The 20864-nt window shown below is 52.4% G+C and carries 16 protein-coding genes; 2 read left to right on the top strand and 14 right to left on the bottom strand.

From position 1 onward, the window contains the following. From HOM51_05905 to sat, 10 genes are all read right to left on the bottom strand, one after another. The coding region (locus HOM51_05905) for a hypothetical protein (protein ID MBT5034038.1) at nucleotides 1–4836 on the bottom strand (4836 nt) is incomplete at its 3' end. A gap of 175 nt (nucleotides 4837–5011) precedes the next feature. Further along, nucleotides 5012–5650, bottom strand: coding sequence for a sel1 repeat family protein (locus tag HOM51_05900; protein MBT5034037.1), 639 nt, complete (start codon nucleotides 5648–5650; stop codon nucleotides 5012–5014). Nucleotides 5651–5714: 64 nt separating this feature from the next. Next, the gene (locus tag HOM51_05895) at nucleotides 5715–6485 is read right to left on the bottom strand and encodes a phosphodiesterase (protein MBT5034036.1); all 771 of its coding nucleotides are present in this window, start codon (nucleotides 6483–6485) and stop codon (nucleotides 5715–5717) included. Between the two features lie 44 nt (nucleotides 6486–6529). Next, nucleotides 6530–6691 carry a hypothetical protein gene (locus HOM51_05890; GenBank protein ID MBT5034035.1) on the bottom strand — a complete coding sequence of 54 codons (162 nt, stop codon included), beginning with the start codon at nucleotides 6689–6691 and terminating at the stop codon, nucleotides 6530–6532. An 81-nt stretch (nucleotides 6692–6772) separates the two neighbouring features. After that, the gene (locus HOM51_05885) at nucleotides 6773–7297 is read right to left on the bottom strand and encodes a peptidylprolyl isomerase (protein ID MBT5034034.1); all 525 of its coding nucleotides are present in this window, start codon (nucleotides 7295–7297) and stop codon (nucleotides 6773–6775) included. A gap of 2 nt (nucleotides 7298–7299) precedes the next feature. Beyond that, a complete protein-coding gene (locus HOM51_05880; GenBank protein ID MBT5034033.1) occupies nucleotides 7300–7653 on the bottom strand; it encodes a hypothetical protein in 354 nt (117 codons plus the stop codon). A 121-nt stretch (nucleotides 7654–7774) separates the two neighbouring features. Continuing rightward, on the bottom strand, nucleotides 7775–9643 hold the full coding sequence (locus HOM51_05875; protein MBT5034032.1) for an adenylyl-sulfate reductase subunit alpha: 1869 nt from the start codon (nucleotides 9641–9643) through the stop codon (nucleotides 7775–7777). Beyond that, nucleotides 9643–10122, bottom strand: coding sequence for an adenylyl-sulfate reductase subunit beta (gene aprB / locus HOM51_05870; protein ID MBT5034031.1), 480 nt, complete (start codon nucleotides 10120–10122; stop codon nucleotides 9643–9645). Before aprB ends, HOM51_05875 begins: the two co-directional genes overlap by 1 nt. A 43-nt stretch (nucleotides 10123–10165) precedes the next feature. After that, nucleotides 10166–11008: an adenylyl-sulfate reductase gene (locus HOM51_05865; protein ID MBT5034030.1), complete on the bottom strand. Its 843-nt coding sequence runs from the start codon at nucleotides 11006–11008 to the stop codon at nucleotides 10166–10168. Between the two features lie 213 nt (nucleotides 11009–11221). Continuing rightward, the gene (gene sat, locus HOM51_05860) at nucleotides 11222–12391 is read right to left on the bottom strand and encodes a sulfate adenylyltransferase (GenBank protein ID MBT5034029.1); all 1170 of its coding nucleotides are present in this window, start codon (nucleotides 12389–12391) and stop codon (nucleotides 11222–11224) included. Nucleotides 12392–12541: 150 nt separating this feature from the next. On the opposite strand from sat, the gene HOM51_05855 reads away from it, so the two are divergent. Both HOM51_05855 and HOM51_05850 read left to right on the top strand, forming a co-directional pair. Continuing rightward, a complete protein-coding gene (locus HOM51_05855; GenBank protein MBT5034028.1) occupies nucleotides 12542–13420 on the top strand; it encodes an NAD(P)-dependent oxidoreductase in 879 nt (292 codons plus the stop codon). After that, complete coding sequence (locus HOM51_05850) at nucleotides 13420–14067, top strand: hypothetical protein (protein MBT5034027.1); 648 nt, start codon at nucleotides 13420–13422, stop codon at nucleotides 14065–14067. The genes HOM51_05855 and HOM51_05850 overlap by 1 nt, the downstream gene beginning before the upstream one ends. On the opposite strand, the gene HOM51_05845 is transcribed toward HOM51_05850, so the two are convergent. From HOM51_05845 to HOM51_05830, 4 genes are all read right to left on the bottom strand, one after another. Further along, on the bottom strand, nucleotides 14064–14657 hold the full coding sequence (locus HOM51_05845; GenBank protein MBT5034026.1) for a pyridoxamine 5'-phosphate oxidase: 594 nt from the start codon (nucleotides 14655–14657) through the stop codon (nucleotides 14064–14066). The genes HOM51_05850 and HOM51_05845 overlap by 4 nt on opposite strands. Nucleotides 14658–14702: 45 nt before the next feature. After that, nucleotides 14703–15590, bottom strand: a complete 888-nt coding sequence (locus HOM51_05840; protein MBT5034025.1) for an amidohydrolase family protein — start codon at nucleotides 15588–15590, stop codon at nucleotides 14703–14705. Between the two features lie 13 nt (nucleotides 15591–15603). Then, complete coding sequence (locus HOM51_05835; protein ID MBT5034024.1) at nucleotides 15604–17718, bottom strand: TRAP transporter fused permease subunit; 2115 nt, start codon at nucleotides 17716–17718, stop codon at nucleotides 15604–15606. A 345-nt stretch (nucleotides 17719–18063) separates the two neighbouring features. Beyond that, on the bottom strand, nucleotides 18064–20799 hold the full coding sequence (locus HOM51_05830; protein ID MBT5034023.1) for a PAS domain S-box protein: 2736 nt from the start codon (nucleotides 20797–20799) through the stop codon (nucleotides 18064–18066). Nucleotides 20800–20864: the final 65 nt, after the last annotated feature.

Genomic DNA, 20864 nt, shown 5'->3' with positions numbered 1-20864 from the left:
GATTTCTTCAGAACCATCGGTATCAGAGACTGCCGTTGCAATATCCAAAGCAATCGCTGTGTCTTCCGCACCGCCCGCTGATGTCGCCGTAAGATCAGGCGCATCCGCAACTGCGACAACTTCAACCGGCACAGACGCGTTCGTCGCCGTGCCGTCGGTCGAGGTCGCGGTGATCTCAAGTGCCAGATCATCGTCGCTGTCCGCATCCGGGGTCAGCACAAGGCTATCAACCAACGAAGGCGCAACCGTTGCAACACCATCAACAACAGGGATTTCAACTGTATTACCCGCCGCATCCGTTGCACTCAGGGTCGAGTCGCCCAAGCCGGAGATCGAGACCGTCTCAACGGTTTCTGTCGAGTTCGGCACATCAACGCCGAGGTTCAGCTCAATCCCTTCCGCATCTTCCAAGCCGCTGACCGGGGTCGGGCTGAGGGTAAACACTGGCGCATCCGGAACAGCAGAGACACCAATGCTCAATGGGACCGTCGTCGTTGCCGTGTCGCCGTTTTCATCTTCGATCGACGTCGAGGCGACAGACAAGTCCATCGTGCCGTTAAAGTCGTCCGGCGGCGTGATCGTTAATCCAGAAAGTTGATCCGGGCTCAAGGTGACAGAACCATCAACAACTTCACCGACAGAGAGAGCCGCGCCCTCAGGAATACCCGAGATCGTGACGCTTTGGATTTCTTCAGAACCATCGGTATCAGAGACTGCCGTTGCAATATCCAAAGCAATCTCTGTGTCTTCCGCGCCACCCGCTGATGTCGCCGTAAGATCAGGCGCATCCGCAACTGCCTCAACAGCTACAGTTGCTGTCCCGGTTACGGTATCGCCTTCCGTATCCGTCGCACTCAGGGACAGATCAAAGTTGTCATCACTATCTGCAGGCGGGGTGATTGTGACACCTTCAAGCTGGTCAGGGGTTAGCGTGATGCTGCCGTTTGTTACCTCTAGTGTATTGCCATCGGCGTCTTTCAAGACTGCGTCCGCGGGAATGTCAGATACGGTCACTGAAGTGATTTCTTCAGTCGTTGTGCCGTCCATCGCGGCCACTAAGTTCAGGTCAATCGCCGTGTCTTCGTCGCCGGTTCCGCCGCCGCTGACGGTGCTGGTGTCGTCAAGGGCGTTGACTGTTACATCTAAAGTGGCCGTGTTGGTGGCCGATGTTTGGATGCCGGTTTCGGTGTCTGTATCGGTTGAGACCGCGGTTATGGTCAGGCTGAAATCATCGCTGGTGTCGGCGACAGGCGTAATGGTCAACCCGGTCAGATCATCGGCGCTGAGGGTCCAGTTGCCGTCGCCATTATCGGTACCTGCGCTGAGAATCGCGCCATTGGGCACACCGGCAATTGTGACGGATGAAATACTCTCTGAGCCGTCGGTATCGGTTAAGGCAGCACCTATATCCAAGGCAATTGCCGTATCTTCGTCACCCGTTGCTGCTTGCGGGTCAAGCGTCGGCGCATCGGCCTGGGCTGCAACGGTCACAGGAATCGTCGCGACAGCATCATCAATCAGAGACTGATCGAGACCATCGACAGCAACCGCTTTGACTTCCAAGTTAAAATTCACATCGGAGTTCGGCGGTGGTGTCACCGCCAGTCCATCGAGGTCATCAACGCTAAGCGTCCAGGTATCGTCTTCTTCATTATACGTACCGACGTTCAATGAGCCCCCTTCAGGCACACCGGAAATTGTCACTTCTTGAATGAGGTCGTTGTTCCCCAATGCCTCGACAGAAATATCCAAGGGGATCGCTGTATCTTCTGTTCCGGCGGCGGAACTGACCGTGACGACAGGGGCGTCAACAACGTTGTCAACCGATACGGTAAAGCTGCTGGAACTTTCGGCCGTGGAGACAGCACCAGAGTCGGGGTCAATATCGGTTGCCGTCGAGGTCACTTGAAGTTCGAAAACTTCGCCGTCTGTGTCCTCCGGCGGTACGAACTGAATTCCCTCCAATTGTTCTTCGGTTAAGGAGAAGCTAGCCCCCTCCTCAGTCGCCGTGAACAGTTCCACGCCATCCAACAACAATTTAGAACCGTCTGGAAGATTACCAATTTCGACAGCCAGGGATTCTGAGCCATCCGTATCGGTCAGAGCCGTATCCAGATTAAGGAAAATTCCCTCTTGCCCACCTTCGGCAGTTTCGACTGTCAAAGTCGGCGCATCGGCACTTGCTTCCACAGCAACTTCAATCGTTTCGCGGGCGCGCGCGCCATCACTGGAGACTGCCGTGACGGACAGAGAGAAATCTTCGCTGCTGTCTTCTGGCGGCGTGATGGTCAGGCCGACGAGTTGGTCCGCGGTCAGGGTGACGGTGCCATTGTCGTTGACTTCACCCGCACTGAGGGTGGCTCCAAAGGGAATATCGCCAATGGTTATGGTCTCAACCGAAGCACTGCCATCAGGGTCGAAAGCCGTGATGTTAAGCGCGATTGATGAATCTTCAACGCCAGTCCCACCACCATCAATTTCAGGAGGATTGAGCACTACGTCCGCATCACCCTCACCACCTTCGTCCGAAACTGCGGCAACCGTGACAGCCGAAAGATCAGGGGTAGGCTCGGCCTCCGTCGCCTCAACAATAATCGCTTGGTCATTATCTAACAGGGTCACCGCATCGCCAGTAAATGTCAGCGTCTGAGTACTAACACCTTCTTCCGACACAACAATTTCAGCAGTAACGCCAGGCAGAACTTCACCTTCGGCAGTGGGATCAACCGTGACCGGATCGCCGCCATCGCCGGGATCAAGCACAACACCTGCCCCGCCCGGAATGCCCTCAACGGTGACTGTTTCAATAGTTTCAAAATTTCCCTGGGCTTCGGAATCAGCCGTCACATTCAGCGCAACAGAACTGCTATCATCGCCCACGCTTTCAACAGCAGCGGTGACGAACACGCTGTCAGCTACCGATGCCACACTAACGGGGACCGCTTCTTCTGTGGTTGCGCCCCGTTCAGACGTCGCGGTAACAGTTAAGTCAAAGGCGCCATCATCCAAGTCATCGGTATTGTAATCGGCAGGCGGCTGGAACTGTAGCCCCTCCAACTGATCCGGACTTAGGGATACCGGGTCCGAGCCGACAATGATCGTTTCGGCATTTTCTTCGGTCCCGAGGATAAGTGTCGAGCCCTCCGGCAGACCGGCTAATTGAACGGAAGAGACTGGGTCGGTTCCAGTCGCCTCAACTTCTAATTCGATGGATTGCGTGCCATCTTCGCTCACCTGCACCGATTCTGGGCGGCGGGTGATGATGGGGGGGCTTGCTGGGTCCGGGGTCGTTGTTGGGGGTTCATCTGGATCGGGGGTTGGGTCTGGGTCTGGGTCTGGAATTGGATCGGGAACTGGTGTGGGATCAAGCACTTCTGGCTCCGGAATAATAGTAGCCGCCGGAATGTCACCAGCAACGGGTATAAATTCACCTCCGTCGCCTGCGTCATCATCTCCACCCGATGCCGTCTCAAAATTTTCAATTCCGCCGGTATCTTCTTCGGTATTGGTCTGACCCGTACCATCAAAGTCAGACAGCGCTTCAGTCGCATCCTGTTCGTCGGTTGCCGTCACTTCCTGACTAAGCTCTTCCTCCTCACCACCAGAGGCTTGCTCGAAGTTTTCCATAGAGTTCGAAGTATCTTCTTCGCCAAGAACTTCATCTTGTACGCCGGCGGCAGTCTCAAAATTACTCAGATTTCCAATGTCTTCTTCGTCACTAGGGCTATCAAAACCAGACAGGGCCTCTGTTGCATCCTGTTCGTCGGTTGCAATCACTTCTTCGCCAAGGGCTTCTTCGTCACCCCCCGCAGCGGTCTCGAAATTTTCCAGGTCGCCTGCATCTTCTTCGGCTAAGGCTTCTTCTGTCGTCGCCTCTTCCGCGGTGGACTCTTCGCCCAGGGCTTCCTCTGTCAGAGCTTCTTCGCCTAAGGTTTCCTCGGTGAGTTGTTCTTCGGCCAGTTGCTCTTCGCCCAGATCCTCTGCGGCAATTTCTTCCTCGGCCTCCTGTTCTTCGGCGAGTTGTTCTTCAAGCGCCTCTTGATCCTCGGCGGCTTCTTCGGCCGTCACTTCCGTGTCGGCTTCTTCAACGGCGGCACCTTCCTCAGGCGGAGCTTGGTTATATGTATTAGCATTGTTGCCTTCAGTTGCAGGGAGGCTGCCTAAAGCACCACCAAAGGTGTTCAACATCTGGCCTTGATCGACAGTAAAGGTTTCGGACGGGGCTGAATTCAGAGTGGTGATGGACGTGCCTTGGAAAGCATTGTTCAAGATTTGCAGTCCAGCGTCGTTGCTGACCGTGACTTCGCCGACGAAACCATCGGCTTCTTCCATCAAGACAACGTTGGATTGACCACCTTCGCCAACTTCGATACCGACTTGGGTGCCGCGAATACCGATGGTTGCGACGGGCGTCTCGAGTGTCATGGCGTCAGGATCGGTCTTGGCGATCTGACCGGATACAAAGGTAAATACACCCTCAACAGCCTGAATTCCGATGGAACCTTCTTGGGTGGCAGGATCATAGACCATTTCGTCCATGACCATTTTGCCGCCTTCGGCCATGGAGAAAGAAGTACCGTCGGCCAGGACAACACCGACACTGCCATCGGCGGCAGTCTCCAACTGGTCACCTTGGAAAATCGGCGAACCGGTTTCCAGTTGTTCGGTCGAGCCGTCTGCGTGCCGAACGGTCACTGACCCACTGGAGCTTTCGACGGTGCCAATGGACTGTGTACTGCCCGCTGTGATCGGCTCAATCGTCGCCGGGCCCTCTTCAACGACGACACCGCCGTCTTCAATAGTTCCCATGCCAGGTATAAATTCTGTATCCGCCATTTTCTCTCTCCATTTTCCTTTTTGCGACCCCTAAGAAATTCAGGGAACACAAAAAGGACTCGGCCCAAACGGACCTATCCAATGCTCATATAGTAACAGGGATGTCGTCAAAAATCTGTGACGGCCATCACACCTAGATGAATTTTTTAGTGTTTTATATCAATGACTTAAGAAACTATTTGTTTCTTTCTATGCGCTTAAGCGCGGCCTTTGCTCTTTTGTGGCCCTTCTTTGCCGCAACTTCGAACCAGGCTTTAGCACGCGAAAGGTCCAGAGGGCACCCGGTTCCCTCTTCATACAGAGTTGCGAGCTTGTATTGGGCTTTTACATAGTTTTCTTTCGCGGATTTATAGTACCAAATCGCCGATTGGCGTAGGTTTTTTTCAACCCCTTGGCCTTTGGCGTACATATCGCCCAAATTATACTTTGCAAGCGAATGCTCGGGAGCCGCTTTTCTATACAATTCAAAGGCGCGTTCGTAGTCAATTTTTACCCCTTGGCCAAATCGGTACATGGTCGCCAAGTTGTTGAGCGCAGGGGCATAATCAGTTTTAACCGCCAAGTTGTACCATTTTAGAGCTTCGGAAAAATCGCGTTGCTGACCCCGCCCGAAGTGATACATGACAGCGATGCTGTATTGAGACGCCGCGTGGCCCTGTTTGGAAAGTTCCTTAAACTCACGCAGGGCGCTAATATAATCGCCTTTCTGCGCCGCTTTGATCGCACCTTTGTAATCCGCAACAGCGACGCCCGACAGTCCCTGGAATAGGGCTGCGCTTATCAAAATGAGCTGAGCAAACGATTTTATGGGCATAGGCGTCAAACGTCTCCGTTATCAATCCATTCCAATATTATAACAGGATAACCGTTAAAAAGGGTTAATTTGAGGCAGCGGCGGGAACCCAGCGCGTTTCGGTTTCAAACCCCATCCCATTTGTATAGCGATGAAGATGATAGACCGGATCGTTCGATTTATCGTCAGGGTAGGTTCCTTGACGGAGTTCGATGGCGACCGACGGCATGGTGCTTGCCAGCATCGTGCCAACATCTGCGCGGTAATCCCGGTGGCTGTGGCCGCAGAACAGGCGAATCAGTTGCGGATGGCGGGCGACCACGGCTTCGAATTCCGTGGCGGCTTCGCGGCGGTAGTACTGAAACGGATCGATTGCCGTCGTCACATCGAACGGCGGGTGATGCATGAAAATCGCTGTTGGCTGGTCTGGGGCTGTGGCCAAAAGGGCATCAAGTGCTGCCAACTGTTCCGGCGTAAAATCACCCTTATTGCCGGTGTTCGACAGACTATCCATGGCGATGAGGCGAACCGCCCCCTCCTCCACCGCATAGAGCATGAAATCTGCTTTTTCGGACAAGCCTTTGAAGGCCTCGACCATGGGCAGGCTGCCATCGCGGTTGCCTGGGGTCGGGTAGTACGGCATTTCCAGGTCTGCCAGCACGTCTCGCGCCGCGACAAATTCGCTTGGCTTACCGTCTTGGGTCATGTCTCCGGTGTGAATGACGACATCGGGCCGTGTGTCCAACCCGTTGATATCCGCCACACACCGCCGAAGGGCTTCGATTCTTCCTGCACGCCGATCATCCGGATTATCAGACGCCATAATATGGGTATCAGAAATCTGCGCGAGAATCATTGCTGCACCTTAGACAGAATCCACGTCAAAATGAATTCAGCTAATTAAGGCTTTTTCGGCGTCGTGTATTCAACTTCTTTCTGGAACGGCTCCCAGGTGGTTTCGTATCCGACAAAACCCTTCTCGTTAGGTTCTTTCTGACGGGTAGTCAGAAACCTGGATTTTCCCTCGGGTACTGGGGGCTTTTCTTTCGGTTGATCACTCATAATTCTTACCTCCCTTAATTTGATGCAGTCGTTACAGACTAAACTATATTTAACCTCTCACGAATGAGGCCTTCGAACATTTTATTGAAGCGGCACCGTAAGCGCTTCGTGGATATCCGGCCCCTCACTCACGGGGCCACCCGCTTCTATTTCCTCTTCCGTTGGATCACGAACACCAAGAACCTCCAGCTTAAACATGACCTGCCTGCCGCAAAGCGGATTGTTGCCATCGACAGTCAGTGTCTCATCATCCAACCTCGTGACGATAAAGCTCTGCGTCTCGCCTTTTTCATTCTCGGTATGAAGGGTGGTGCCGACCTCCCTATATTGTTCGGGAACGTTTTCGATTTTATCCGTAAACACCAGCGATTCGTCCCTGGGGCCATAGATTTCATCGCAATCAAGGGGCACCTCGATCACGTCACCGGCGGATTTTCCGAGCAGCTCTTTGCCGACTGCAGGTGTCAGGATATCGTTGGCGCCGTGGATATAGCCGATCGGAAATTCGACCGCGACAAGGACATCGCCCGATTTTTGATCGATCACCCTGTATGCCAGTTCGACATACTTATTTTCCTGAATTGTTTCCTGACCTGTTTCACTCATAATTAAAATATGGAGGCCCCAAAAATTTTGACCTCTCCATCTTCGTGACCGAGGACAAGTCTGCCGAGCCATTCACCCTCAGATTTTGTGCTCCGTTGCCGGTAAAGTACTGTCACATGTTCCCCGCGACGGATGGTGCCGATGAACTCTATTGATTCGGACAGATTTCTGGTCAATTCGCTATTTGCAAATTGTTTGCCGACCTCGATTTCGTTCAACCCTAGCAATAAGTTTTGGGAGAAGTGTCTGACGAAATCCCCGTATTTGCCAATGTTCGAGGCATGAACAAGGTGGCTCCATAGCGGGTTGGCTACGGCAAGAATTTCGTCGTCAGTCTTTTCTATAATGTTCGTCATTTCTTTGTACTACGCAAACGTTCGCCGCGGCGAACGTAATAAAAATATCAACACGCAACATGCTGATCCGTTTTGATGGACCAAACAGGAGTTCGGTGTGAACTCCTGTTTGGTTTCTCAGTTACTCGTCGTCTTTAACAAGGTGATAGACGGGCGCCTTTTCCATGGTGTACTCACCATTTTTTGGATCACGACGCGAAACCGTTAGCACATGCCAATTTTCATCATCCAGCTTCATCGCATCACCGCGATAGTAGTAGCCCGGCCAACGGGTTTCTTTGCGGAACAATGTGTGTTGCGTGACGCATTCGGCCGTACGGTGACGATGCTTCAACTCCCATGCACGCAGAAGTTCATGGAAGTCCGTTGCCGCCAGTTTCTCAAGGTCCTCTTCTAATATCTTGAGCTTTTTAAGGCAGACGTTCAGCAACTTATCGTTGGTCATGTAGTTGACCGTGACTCCGCCGCAGTACTCGTCCATCAGTTTTTGTAAGCGGTCCAGGCCTTGCCGCGGATTGATGTAGTTCGGATTGACATCACCAGCAACGACTTCGTTGTGGTAGACCTTGTAATGCTCCATCGGCTTGTAGACCTTTTCCTTAAGGTCGTTGATCTGCTTGTCAGATACATTGATGCCCTCGGCCTTGCCGTCGTCAATGTAGCGGCAGGCTGCCTTAGCGGCGAGACGCCCTTCAGTGAAGGAGCCTGAGGAGAAGGCGTGCGGCGTTCCACCGACCGCATCACCGGCACCAAACAACCCTTCGATGGTCATCATACGGTTGTAACCCCAGAAATACTCGTCCGGAGAAACGTCCTCAGGACCTGAGCACCAAGCGCCACTGCCCGTCGCATGTGATCCCATGACATAGGGTTCTGACGTGGTTAGTTCCGGGTTCTCGTTCTTAGGATCGACGTCCGTGGCAGCCCACAACACAGCCTGGCCGACAGTCATGCCAAGGAAGTTCTCCCAGCCAACCTCCTCAAGGTGAGGATCTTGGAAGGCTTGCATGGTGATCATTTGAATCGGACCGCGACCAGCATTCACCTCATTGATCAAGGCGTGATTCCGCAAACAGGTCGGAATCGGACGATGGGTCTTATGAGAAAGCTCCGGGTCCAAATATTCCTTACCAACCATTTTTTGCAGTTCAGGAAACCACTTGGATTCATATTCTTCGCCATAGGCGTTCTGGGTATAGGTCTTGAGGTGCAGGAAGTAAGCGCCAACCGGGCCGTAGCCATCTTTGAAGCGGGCCAACACAATTCGGTTTTCCATCTGCGTCATCTTGGCGCCGGCGTCGATCATCAGGCCATACGCGGAACCTGACGACCACGGCGCGTACCAAGTACGACCGCTGCCTTCACCCGTGGAACGACCTCTAAAGATATTGGAAGCACCACCGGCGCCACAGATCACCGTCTTCGACTTGAAGACGTGGAAGTCGCCGGTACGAACGTTAAAACCGACGGCGCCGGCAATTCGGTTCTCCTTAGCGTCGTCCAATAGCAGGTGCGTCAGACAAACGCGGTTGTATACCTTGTCTGCCTGCTTCTTTGCGGCTTCAGCCACGATGGGTTTGTATGATTCACCGTGAATCATAATTTGCCACCGTCCTTCGCGCATATAGGAGCCCTTTTCCTCATCCTTCATCAACGGCAGGCCCCAGTCGTCAAACTGGTGCACCGCGGAATCGACGTGCCGGGCCATATCGAACAGCAGGTCTTCGCGAACCAAACCCATCAAGTCGATACGCGCATACTGTACGTGGTCTTCCGGATTGTTCTCGCCGAAACGGGTACCCATGTAGCAGTTGATCGCGTAAAGCCCCTGGGCGACAGCGCCGGAGCGGTCGATATTGGCTTTTTCAGCGATAACGATCTTTTTGTCTTGGCCCCAGAATCTAGCTTCAAAGGCGGCACCGGTGCCGCCAAGGCCCGCGCCTGCGACCAGAACGTCGATATTGTCTTCTATGATTGTTTTGTAAGCCATTAGTAGTATACGCCCTTTTTCATCGTGAGACCGTTAGATTCCAAGGTATGCAGCCCGCCGTCGTCAAAACGGATATATTTCGGCTCGTTGTACAACAACTCGCTATCACGCTGCTCTTGGGTGGGTCCAGGGACCTCCTTAAGCTTTGGAATGCCTGTGCCCCAAGGCTTGGTGGTGATCGGAGACAGGAATTCCTTTTCCGTGCCATTTCTGAATTTGATCCTCCACGAAATCGTGCCCTTTTCCTCTTCGCGGAGCACTCGAACGCTATGGCCGAGCGGCGCGAAGTCAGCGTAACCGCGCACGTCGATGGCGTTCTGCGGGCAGGCCTTCACACAGGAGTAACATTCCCAACACATGTTGGGCTCAATATTGTAGGCGCGTCGATATTTTGTATCGATGTGCATAATGTCGGACGGGCAGATGTCCACGCAGTGTCCGCATCCATCGCACCGGGTCATGTAAACAAAAGTCGGCATTGTATAATTCCTCTTTAGTCAGAAGATTTTGTCTGGTTAGGCCTTAATAATGGCGGGGCTGTTCGCGCTTGATGCCAAGCCCCATGGACTGAGGTGCGTCCTTCAGCAACTCCATGGAGTGCCGGTCGCGTTCCGCCGGATTGGTTCGGTCAGCGGGCTTGGGCAGGTTGCTTCTCGATCCATCCGCGTTGGCGACTCTTTTCTGAAGAGCAGCCGCTGGCTTGAAGAACATATGAGAAAACTTGGACCACGGAACCGATCCGAAGAAGATCGTCGTGGTAAGCAAATACGCGCCCAAGGCCACGTTCGTCCATGCGTTTCCGGTCGCCTGCAAATAGGCCCAAATGAGGGCCAATGTTACGCTTACCATCAGCGACACGATAAAGATGTCAGCCTGCACAAAGCGGAGCGGTGAATTGCCTTCCGCAGCGACATCAACCCGAATAAAGAACCAGAACCAATAGCCACCGACGCAAACCATCGCCGCACCTAGATACCATAATTGCACGACGATCGCCGGTGCAGTCGAGCCAGCCATCGGGTAACAAAACACCATCATGATAATTGCCGCGACGTAGGCCACAAAGCCATACATCGTCAGCAAGTGGGCTATCCTACGCTTCGGATTGCAGAATTCAGCGGACGTCGCGACTTCAACAACGGCAGTCTGAACTGCTAAGGATACGATCTCCCCGCTGCCAACTGTCCGCGTGCCCTTGCTCGCGGCTTTCTTCCAGTTACGGAAGAAATACGTAGCGCTCTTTTTATGGATGACGTCGAACACGGTGCCACCAACAACCAAAAGAACCATGACGACGACGTACGTCTGCATGACAGATGTTGGAATGGACGCCGATAGTTCGGCAAAGGGATTGATACTAAACATTAATTTGCCCCACTGTTAGCCAGTTACAATCAACAGAAGGACCGGTGTGCACAAAAGTAAGCATCTAAGTTTTCCTCGGTCACTTCTTAATCTAAGGTGTCAATTCGTCTATATTATAGATTTCTAAAGTACGAAAGATGGCGTGTCAATCGGTCAGGTGCATTCTTTACACCTTTGGTTCAATTTGCGCCAAAAACGCGACAATTTTAGGAATCAGTCAACCGTATCATAATAGCCCTGCAAGACCTCAAGCACCTCTGGGCGGCTGAATTCTGGCGGGACATCTTCGTGGTTGGCGAACATTTCACGGAGCCGCGTGCCGGACACGTTCAGGCGCTCATCATCGCCATGCGGGCAGGTCCGCCCGGTCGCCATGCCATTGCATTTGAAGCAATAGAAGGTGATGTCGATTTTCAGGGCTTGAATCTCAAGCGCATCCTTTGGAATTTCATCGAATATATGGTGCGCATCAAACGGGCCGTAGTAATCACCGACGCCCGCGTGATCGCGCCCGACAACCAAGTGCGAACAGCCGAAGTTCTGGCGGAAAACTGCGTGCAGCAAGGCTTCCCGAGGGCCGCCATAGCGCATTTCAATGGGATATCCGCCTTGAACAACGGTCCCGTCGACGAAGTAATTACGGACCAGGGTATCGATTGATTTCACCCGAACCTCAGCTGGAATATCGCCCGGTTTTAGCGCGCCCAAAACCTGATGGATCAACAAGCCGTCACAAATTTCAACGGCGATCTTGGCCAGGTATTCATGGCTGCGGTGCATGGGATTACGGGTTTGGAAGGCGGCGACTGTGGACCAGCCTTTTTCGGTAAACAGCGCCCGGGTTTCCTCGGGTCGGAAATAAAGCCCTGCATAGGTTTCCGGGAAATGGTCTTCATCAATGACCTTCACCGGGCCCGCCAGATTAACCGGGCCTTGTTCCATCACTTTTTGTACGCCGGGGTGAGCTGCATCGGTCGTGCGGTACACATTGGAGCATTCCAGGTCTTTATCGATTCCATACTTTTCCTGAACGTCCATGACGCCGAAGATTTTTCCCGATTCATTAACCAGCGCCACCTCTTCGCCAACGCTGATGCTATCGGCTAAATCTTGGGCGGCGGATAAAGTAATGGGAATCGGCCAGAACACGCCGTCCGATGTGCTCATATCCACGCAACAGCCGCGCCAGTCTGCTTCGCCCATGAAACCGGTCAGCGGCGTGTAGGCCCCCATCGCCAGCATCAACAGGTCTGAGAGTTCCCTGGATGACAGCGGTACTTTCTTTAAGCCCTCTGCGCGCTTCAAGACATCAGGACGCTCGTTTTCGGGCAAGAGCAATGGATTAAGCTGGCTTGCGCCATGTGGATTAACGAGCGTTGACATAGGGAAAATCTCCAGAGTTAAGGTGCGTTGGGTGTATTTATTAGCAAATCATCATATAGATGGCAAACGGTCGAAATAAACGCAGCCCTGTGGCTCAATTCAGCTCGCTCTGATACGTTGCGGAAAAGAACGAATACCAAGGAGCACCACATGAAAATCGGTTTTATTGGACTGGGTAAGATGGGCTATCCGGTCGCTGAGAATATTCTAAACGCGGGACACGATCTTTCGGTCTACAACAGGACGGCGGCAAAGGCTGACCCGTTAAAGGATGCGGGCGCATCTGTCGCAAGCAACCCGGCGGAGGCCGCAGCAGGTGATGTCGTTTTCACGATGCCATTTTCTGATGATCATATGGACGAGGTAATGTTCGGCGACGGGGGCATTCTTGCTGCCATGAAACCGGGGGCGATCCATGTTTGCATGAGCACTCTCTCGGTTGTCACGGCGGATCGGATCACCCAAGCCCACACCGATGCGGGCCACGGCTATGTCGCGGCCCCGGTCATGGGTCGACCCGAGATGGCGGCGGCGGCCAAGCTTTTCGTCCTAGCGGCGGGAAATGCGAAAACAATTGAGACCGTACAACCGATCTTCGACGTGATTGGCCAGCGTACGTTCGTGTTGGGTGACAGACCGTCTCAGTCCAATCTGATAAAACTTTGTCTGAATTTCATGGCGGCTTCGGCCATCAACAGCATGGGCGAAAGCATGGCGCTGGCGCGGAAATGCGGCATTGAACCTGATGCGTATCTGGAAGTTTTCACCGGCACGATCTTCCCCGGCGTTGTCTATCAGACCTATGGCAAGATCATCGCCGACGAAAACTACGTTTCTCCGGGCGCCGACCTGGACCTGGGCATCAAGGATGTTGGCCAGCTTATTGAAGCCGCAACCGCCCAAACCGTTCCCATGCCAATCGCCTCCGTGCTGCATAATAATTTCGTCATGGCGAAAGCACGTGGCAATGCTGACAAGGATTGGGCTGTGGTCGCCAAGTTAATGGCGGAGAATGCCGGAATTGAGTAATGGACTTTTCGAGTCTCATTGTCCTGCCCATCGCCTTCGGGCTGTTTGGTTTTATTGAGCCCTGCTCCATCGGTGCCAGCCTGCTGTTTATCAAAGCACTTGAGGACCGCCAGGAAAGCATGGTCCGCCAAGTTCTGATCTTCGCGGTAACCCGAGCCGCCTTCATTGGCTCATTTGGACTCTTGGCCGCTTTCGCGGGTTCCTTTGCGCTTGAATTCCAGAAAGCGGGTTGGCTGGCTTTGGGACTCTTATACCTCGTCATCGGACTTTTTTATGTGACAGGAAAATCTGCTGTACTCAGCAGTATGTTCGGGAGAATTTTTAACACAATTTCGAAGGCTGGCGGGGGTGCTGGCATGGGCGTTGTCTTCGGCCTGAATATTCCCGCCTGCGCCGCCCCAATGATTCTAGCCCTTGTCAGCACGACCGTCATTAGCGCCAGGGGCCTTACCGAAGCATTCGTTTCTCTGGCGCTATTCGGCTTTGCCCTGACCCTGCCCCTTATCGTGGTTGCATTCTGGCAGCCGGGCAGAGACCTGCTGATGAAACTCTCAGGCCTTTCCACCCGCATTCCCTTCATAATTGGGTTGCTGTTCGTTGGACTCGGGGTTTGGTCGATGTACTTTGGGCTGTTCGTCGAACTTTAGGAATTTGACGATAAGGCTTCCAACTCGGCGATGCGCGCTTTTAGCGGCGCGATGATTGCGTCCATTTCGGTTTCTGTGAACCTTGGCGTGATGAACTGCGGACAGTTTCGGTCCCAGCCTGTGATGTCGAAAACAATGGCGTGTTCCGGCCTGCCGCCTGCGCCGGTTGCGAGTTTATCAAGCAGAGCCGCATCGTCTTCAACCACACGCGCCCGGCCCCAGATTTTGATCCGGTAGCGGTTAGGATAATCCATCAGAAAGATATAAGCCTTGTCATTTTCCGATAAATTTCCGGCGCTGATGTATTGACGATTGCCAGTGAAATCGGCGAACGCCAATTGCCGATCACCGACGACTTTTAGGAATCCTGCGTTGCCGCCGCGATGTTGGATGTAAGGCTGTCCGTCTGCGCTCGCGGTTGCAATATAGAGCGAATCACGGGTTGCGATAAATTCTGCAAGGTCTGGCGTAACCCGGTCTGTCCAACCGCCCTTTTCTTCCATCCGCGCATAAGCCATCCGCGATCCTTTTTTTTCCTGAATCGCTTTAACCGCAGGCGTAAACGCGATGTCGCTGATGGGCGTTTTCATCGTGCATCTCCTGTGAAATGTTAAATTATATTTGCCGATAGCCGCCTAAAACCCGAACAGCTTCTCCGCATTGTCGACCAGGATTTTTTTCCGTACGGCGGCATCAGGTGCCCAGTCGGCCAGGTGGTCCATCAGCGCGCCATCGTTCGGCATTTTGCCTTTAAAGATCGGGTGCGGCCAATCGGTGCCCCAGATGATGCGGTCTTCGTTGGCCTCGATGAGTGCCTTCGCAACCGGCGTCACGTCCACATAAGGGGTTAGCGCTGACGTGGTGATACGGTAAGACCCAGACACCTTGGTCCAGCACTTACCGTCTCGCATCAGGTCAAGGAAATCTTGAAAGCCTGGATTGTCCACGCCGTTATCGGTCTTCATATAGCCCAAGTGCCCGACTGACACATCCACCGCCATTGAATTCATCGTCTCGCGGATGTCGGGGAATTCATGCACGTGAACTAACAGTTCTAGGTGCCAGCCCAAATCCTTAAGCCGTTCGCTAAATTTTTTCACCGACGCCGTGCTATCGAAAGGATTGCCACCCTTATCCACCAAGTTCACCCGGGCGCCGCGGGCGCCGCGGGCGTGCAGGTCTTCAAGTTCCTTATCAGTCACGTCAGCATCGACAGCGACCACGGCCAGGAACTTGCCGTCCATCTTTGCAACCGCATCCAGCATGCACGAATTGTCCGTGCCATAGACGCTGGGCTGGGTGAGGACCGCACGTTTGATGTTGCCAAGAGCCTTGTGCAGTTCGAGATATTTTTCCAATGGCGCATCCGGCGGCGTATAACCACGCGCCAAAGAATACGGATACTTGGTTTCAGGACCAAAAATATGCGCATGACAATCAATCGTTCCCTCTGGCACATCGAACTTCGCAGGGGTTGGGTCCGGGTCAGGCCCCTGACACGCCGGGTATTTATCTTCGGTCATCGTCTCTCCAAATTTAAAGTGTTTTTCGTTGCCATAAGGATACGCCAGCCAGCATCACCCAACCGGTAACATTGATCGCGTATCCAGGTACTCCGGCGATTTCAATACTCAGCGGCAGGAAGCTCATCACAGCGGCAAATCCAAGCACAACCCATTCGGGTTTCGTCACAGGTCGATGCAAATATCCTATCGTCCAAGAGCCAAACGCCACCACCCCGATCGCCGCAGTCGCCATGGTCCAGACAGCTCCCGCTGGATCGCCAAAATTCAAGATCGGCGTAAATGCGAACAGCAGCGGCATGATGTAGAGCATCTTGGCAAAGCGGAAGCTCATCCACCCGGTTTGCCATGGATCCCCTTTTGAAATGGAGGCCGCAACAAACGCGCCCAGACACACAGGTGGTGTGATGTTTGAATCCTGGCTCAGCCAAAATACGATCAGATGCGCCGCCAATATTGGCACGCCCAATTGATCAAACGCCGGCCCTGCCAACACCACCAGCACCAAATAGCTCGCCGTAATCGGCAACGCCATGCCAAGCAACAACGACGTCGCAGCAACCAGTGCCACGGTGAGAAAAAGACTGCCTTGGGAAAGATCAACCAACAATAGGCTCATCTTCAGGCCCAGGCTGGTCAACGCGATCATACCGACGATGATCCCCACAGCACCCGCAGCACCGCCAACCAGTAATGAGTTACGTGTCCCGGTTACTAATGTTTTTACAATTACCGACAGATTCATCACCTGATCGGTCATCAGAACGATCCCAGCCCGCGCCAAAATTGAACGTACCCAGTTAATCACCAGCACTGACGCCATCGCCATCACGGCGCAGTAATCAGGGGAAAATCCACCGATTAGAAAACCGAGCAGAATGGCAAAAGGAACGAGGTGGAACCAGCCTTCCCTAAACACTTCCCCAGGCGTCCGCATCTCACTTTCCGGCAAACCTTGGATGCCATTCTTTTTGGCTTCAAAATGCACAATCGCACCGATGGAGAACATATAAAGCAGCGCCGGAACTGCGGCGACGGAGATGATGGTAAGGTAGGGAACGCCTGTAATCTCCGCCATGATGAAAACACCGGAGCCCATAACAGGCGGCAACAACTGCCCCCCAAGCGACGCCGTATTTTCAACCGCCCCTGCAACAACAGGGCGAAACCCAACCCGCTTCATTAAGGGGATTGTGAAGGTGCCTGTGGAGACGATATTGGCAAGACTGCTACCAGAGATCGAACCGAAAATCGATGATGCCAGCACGGCGACCTTGGCCGGTCCACCAGCAGAGCGCCCGGCAATGCTTAGGGGAAACTCAATGAAAAAGCGCCCCATGCCGGAACTCTGCATGAATGCGCCCAAATAAATGAAGATCAGCACGAACTGGGCCATGACATTGGTCATCACACCAAAGATGCCGTCCTGGGAATAAAATGTGTAATTTATAATGCCTTCGACGGTTTCGCCGCCATGGGCGAGAGAGGGTGGAAATTCACGGCCAAAATAGGCGTAGGCCATAGCGAAAAGGCCGATCCCTGGAATCCACGGCCCGAGTGCCCGTCGGGCGACTTCTATCGCCAAAATCGTCGCAACCCAGCCAACGCCCAAATCGGTCAACGTCCACGCACCGGAACGGTCCGCAAGGTCGCGATATTCCCAGATGTAATAGCTTACAGATAGGACCGCCAAAACCATCATCGCCAAGTCCAAGGCTTTTTCATACCGGAGTGTAAATAGGATTGTGACAGGAATTGCTGCCCAAGCGACCCAATCGATGATATTAGCACCGGACTCATCGACGCCGTTCAAGCGCACCACGGTCAAGGTGACAGCCCCCGCCATCAATGCAGCAGAGACGAATGACATCCCTGTTGGCACAATCCAAGGCATCCCCTTCCGCCACGGCAAAATCATCAACGCCAGGAACCAGGTCACAATGGTATAGATCCCCATATGATACTGATCTTCGGCAATGCCGGGCCCGGCTGACCAAATGGCAAATACGCCCAGGCAAACTGAGGGGATTTCGAATGCTTTCTTCCAACCACCCTCAAGCTGAGAGCCGACACCAACAAATGAGTCGTCCTGTTCGAAGTCAGATTTAATGACTGTTTGCTCAGACATTATTTTTAACTAGGCCACTGAAATAAAATAAATTCAAAATGTGCCCCCCCCTGATAACCTCATTGCGCGCCCCCATTAATTAGGGATCTCTGCGCCTTTGTATAGCAACCTCACGGAAAAGGATCAAACGTCACCTCTCCAGGATACTACCATCTCGACGTCACTACCTGCAGTTCTTAAATATCTCCCCACGGCTAGATGTGGACGGCAAACCTTTGTTCGAATCTAAGTTGATTGCCAAATATTTAGATGAACACATCGAACCGTGACGGGCATAATTTAATGAGATTTATGAGGCGGCTGTCGGGGCGGGGCAAGAGGAAGCTAGGTCTCTAAACCCGAATATCAATGGAGAGTTTGATCTAAGGTCTCTTTCAAAATTGCTGCCAGACTGTCAGCTTTGATTGGCTTGTGTAAGACAGATAGACCCGCTTGTTCGATATACTTGAGGCGATCAGGGGATGTATCTCCTGTTAGGATAATTCCTGGAATACGAATCTTTTGGGCGGTCCGCAGTTTTTCAATCACCTGCACACCGTCCATCTCCTCGCTTAATCGCAAATCGGAAATAATGACATCGGGACAGGTCTTATTTTTATCGATTAAGTCCTGTGCGTGATCCAACGAATTCGCCGCAATTGTTTTATGATTCCAAGCCTCAAGGCGAAGCTGCAAACTCTCCAGTACGGTCGGATCATCATCTATCACTAAAATCGTCTTTGAGCTCTCTTCAAAGGGCACTTTTAAAGTCGTTTCTGACGCCTGTTCACGCGAGGTGCTCCGCCGCTCCAAAGGCAACCTGATTCCAAAGGTGGAGCCCTGACCTTCTTCGGACGTTACCGTTAGCGGCAGATCAAGCAAATCGGCTGTCCTTTTGGCAATGGCCAGGCCAAGCCCGAGACCTTGAGTCCTGTCGCGTTGTTGGTTCCCAACTTGGTAAAAGTCATTGAAAATGTGATCGACCTTATCTTTCGGAATGCCAATGCCGGTATCCTTGATTTCAATATTTACATCGTTTCCTTCTCGACAGGCTCCGAAAAATATCTCGCCGGCATTTGTATAACGGAGGGCATTGCCTAAAAAATTACTCAAAATTTGGCTTAAGAGCGCCTCATCAGACCGTACCTTTACTTCGAGAATTTCGGATTTGAAATGAAGCCCCTTGGCCTGGACCTGTGGATCAAATTGGCCGGCCAAACGTGACATCAAGTCGCCAATATCGAATTCCGATATTTCCGGCTGCAGGGTCTGCGCTTCCAACTTTGAAATATCCAACAATGAATCAAACAATCCATTCAGCACCGAGACCGAACCATCCATACGTTCCATAAGCGTTTGAATGGATTCATCTTTGCCCGTTCGGGTTGACGAAATTTTATCACTAAGCACTGATAGGAACATTCCCATCGCCTGAAGCGGTTGGCGGACATCGTGACTGGCGGCGGCAAGGAAGGTAGATTTCGCAAGGTTGGCGGCTTCGGCTTCTTGCTTAGCAGACACAAGTTGCTGCTCTGTTTCTTTCTGGGTCGTCAAATCGTGCAATGTGCCGATGAATTTAGTTTCGCTTGCACTCTTGAATTCACTCACCGTTAAATTAATTGGAAAGATCGAACCATCCTTACGTTCCCCCGTAACTTCACGACCAATACCAATAATCTTTGCGACGCCAGTTTTCTGATAGGTTTTTAGGTACTTGTCGTGCTCCTTTTGGTAGTTATCGGACATTAGAATTTTTACATTCTGTCCGACTAATTCTTGCCGCGTGTATCCAAACATTTCCTCAATGACCGGATTTACGATCTCGATTTTGCCGGCAGACGAGATCGTGACAATTCCCTCCGCCATGGTTCCAAACATGGTTTCAAGTTGTTTTGCATTTTCACGAAAGGTTTGTTCAGATTTCCTGCGCTCGGTGATATCAAGAGTCACACCTGACATACTTTCGGGCTCGCCCTTTTCATCGCGATATAGAACCCCTTGGGAATGGATAAAGCGGACATCACCATTAGGCCGAACAATCCGATATTCGGTATCATATTTGTCGTCCTTTTCTAGAACCTTATCGACGTAAGTGAATACGGACTGTTGATCGTCTGGATGTATCAGGCCTCGGAAATCATCACGGATTATCCTTGGGCCATCGGGGGCAAGACCAAAAATTCTGTATAGTTCATCGCTCCAGACTATTTCTCCGGTTTTAATTTGCCACGACCAACTGCCAAGGCTGGCGATCGATTGCGCTTCTTTTAAATTTGCCTCACTGGTGGTTAATTCTTGGGTACGTGCAGCGACCTGCTTTTCCAGTCCGTCGTAGGCCTCACGAAGAGCCATCTGCGCGTGTTCATGTTCTTCCGCGTATTTGAGGCGGCGCCGGGCCATGAACCCAATGACAAGCAAGCCGCCAAACCAAACACTCCCATGGGAAATTATCACGCCGCGTTTGCTATCCTCTGCTCCGGCGAAATAGGGTGCTAGGGGGATAGAGACACTAACACCTCCCCGAATGTCACCAACCTTGAACCCAAGATGGCCATGGCACTGGACGCAGCCTTTTTTCATGACCATCGGGCGCATTAGGCGAAGGTAAGGTGCGCCATCAATTTCGGCTTTTTTAACAACCTTTTTAATGCCACGATCGAATGCCTTTAGCGACTCCATCTCCCAAGGATCCGCTTTATTAATCGGGTTGAGCAGAATCTGTCCGGTGATCTTGCCTTTGACCCCATACATCTCCTCAAACTCTCCGGTCATTTGCCGCATCATGTAGGCCGGGTTCATCAACGTAAGATCAGACCCATCAGCAGCTTTCAGGTCGCGGTTGGGCAGGTGCGCTAAATAGGGATTGGGTGGTGTTCTTTTATTCGGCCTGACATAGAGACCACCATGTCGTGTCGCCCACTGACGAAAGGATTGATCTTTTTTCCAGTTGGACTCGGCTTCCATCGTAGAGAGACGAATAACCTCGTCATTTAGATTGTCGATATTCCACATGAGTGAAACACCAACCAAAGCGCTCATGACGAGAGCACTAAAAATCGCGTATCGGACAACCAAAGACGTTTGGGTTTGGTTTGTAACCAATTAGAGATTCCTATCGAGGTCTAATAGGATTGAAATAAATTACCATTGGCTAAAATAGAGCCCGA

The organism is Rhodospirillaceae bacterium, assembly GCA_018660465.1.
Classification (GTDB): Bacteria; Pseudomonadota; Alphaproteobacteria; order Rhodospirillales; family JABJKH01; genus JABJKH01.
This window is presented reverse-complemented; position numbering and strand designations above follow the sequence as displayed.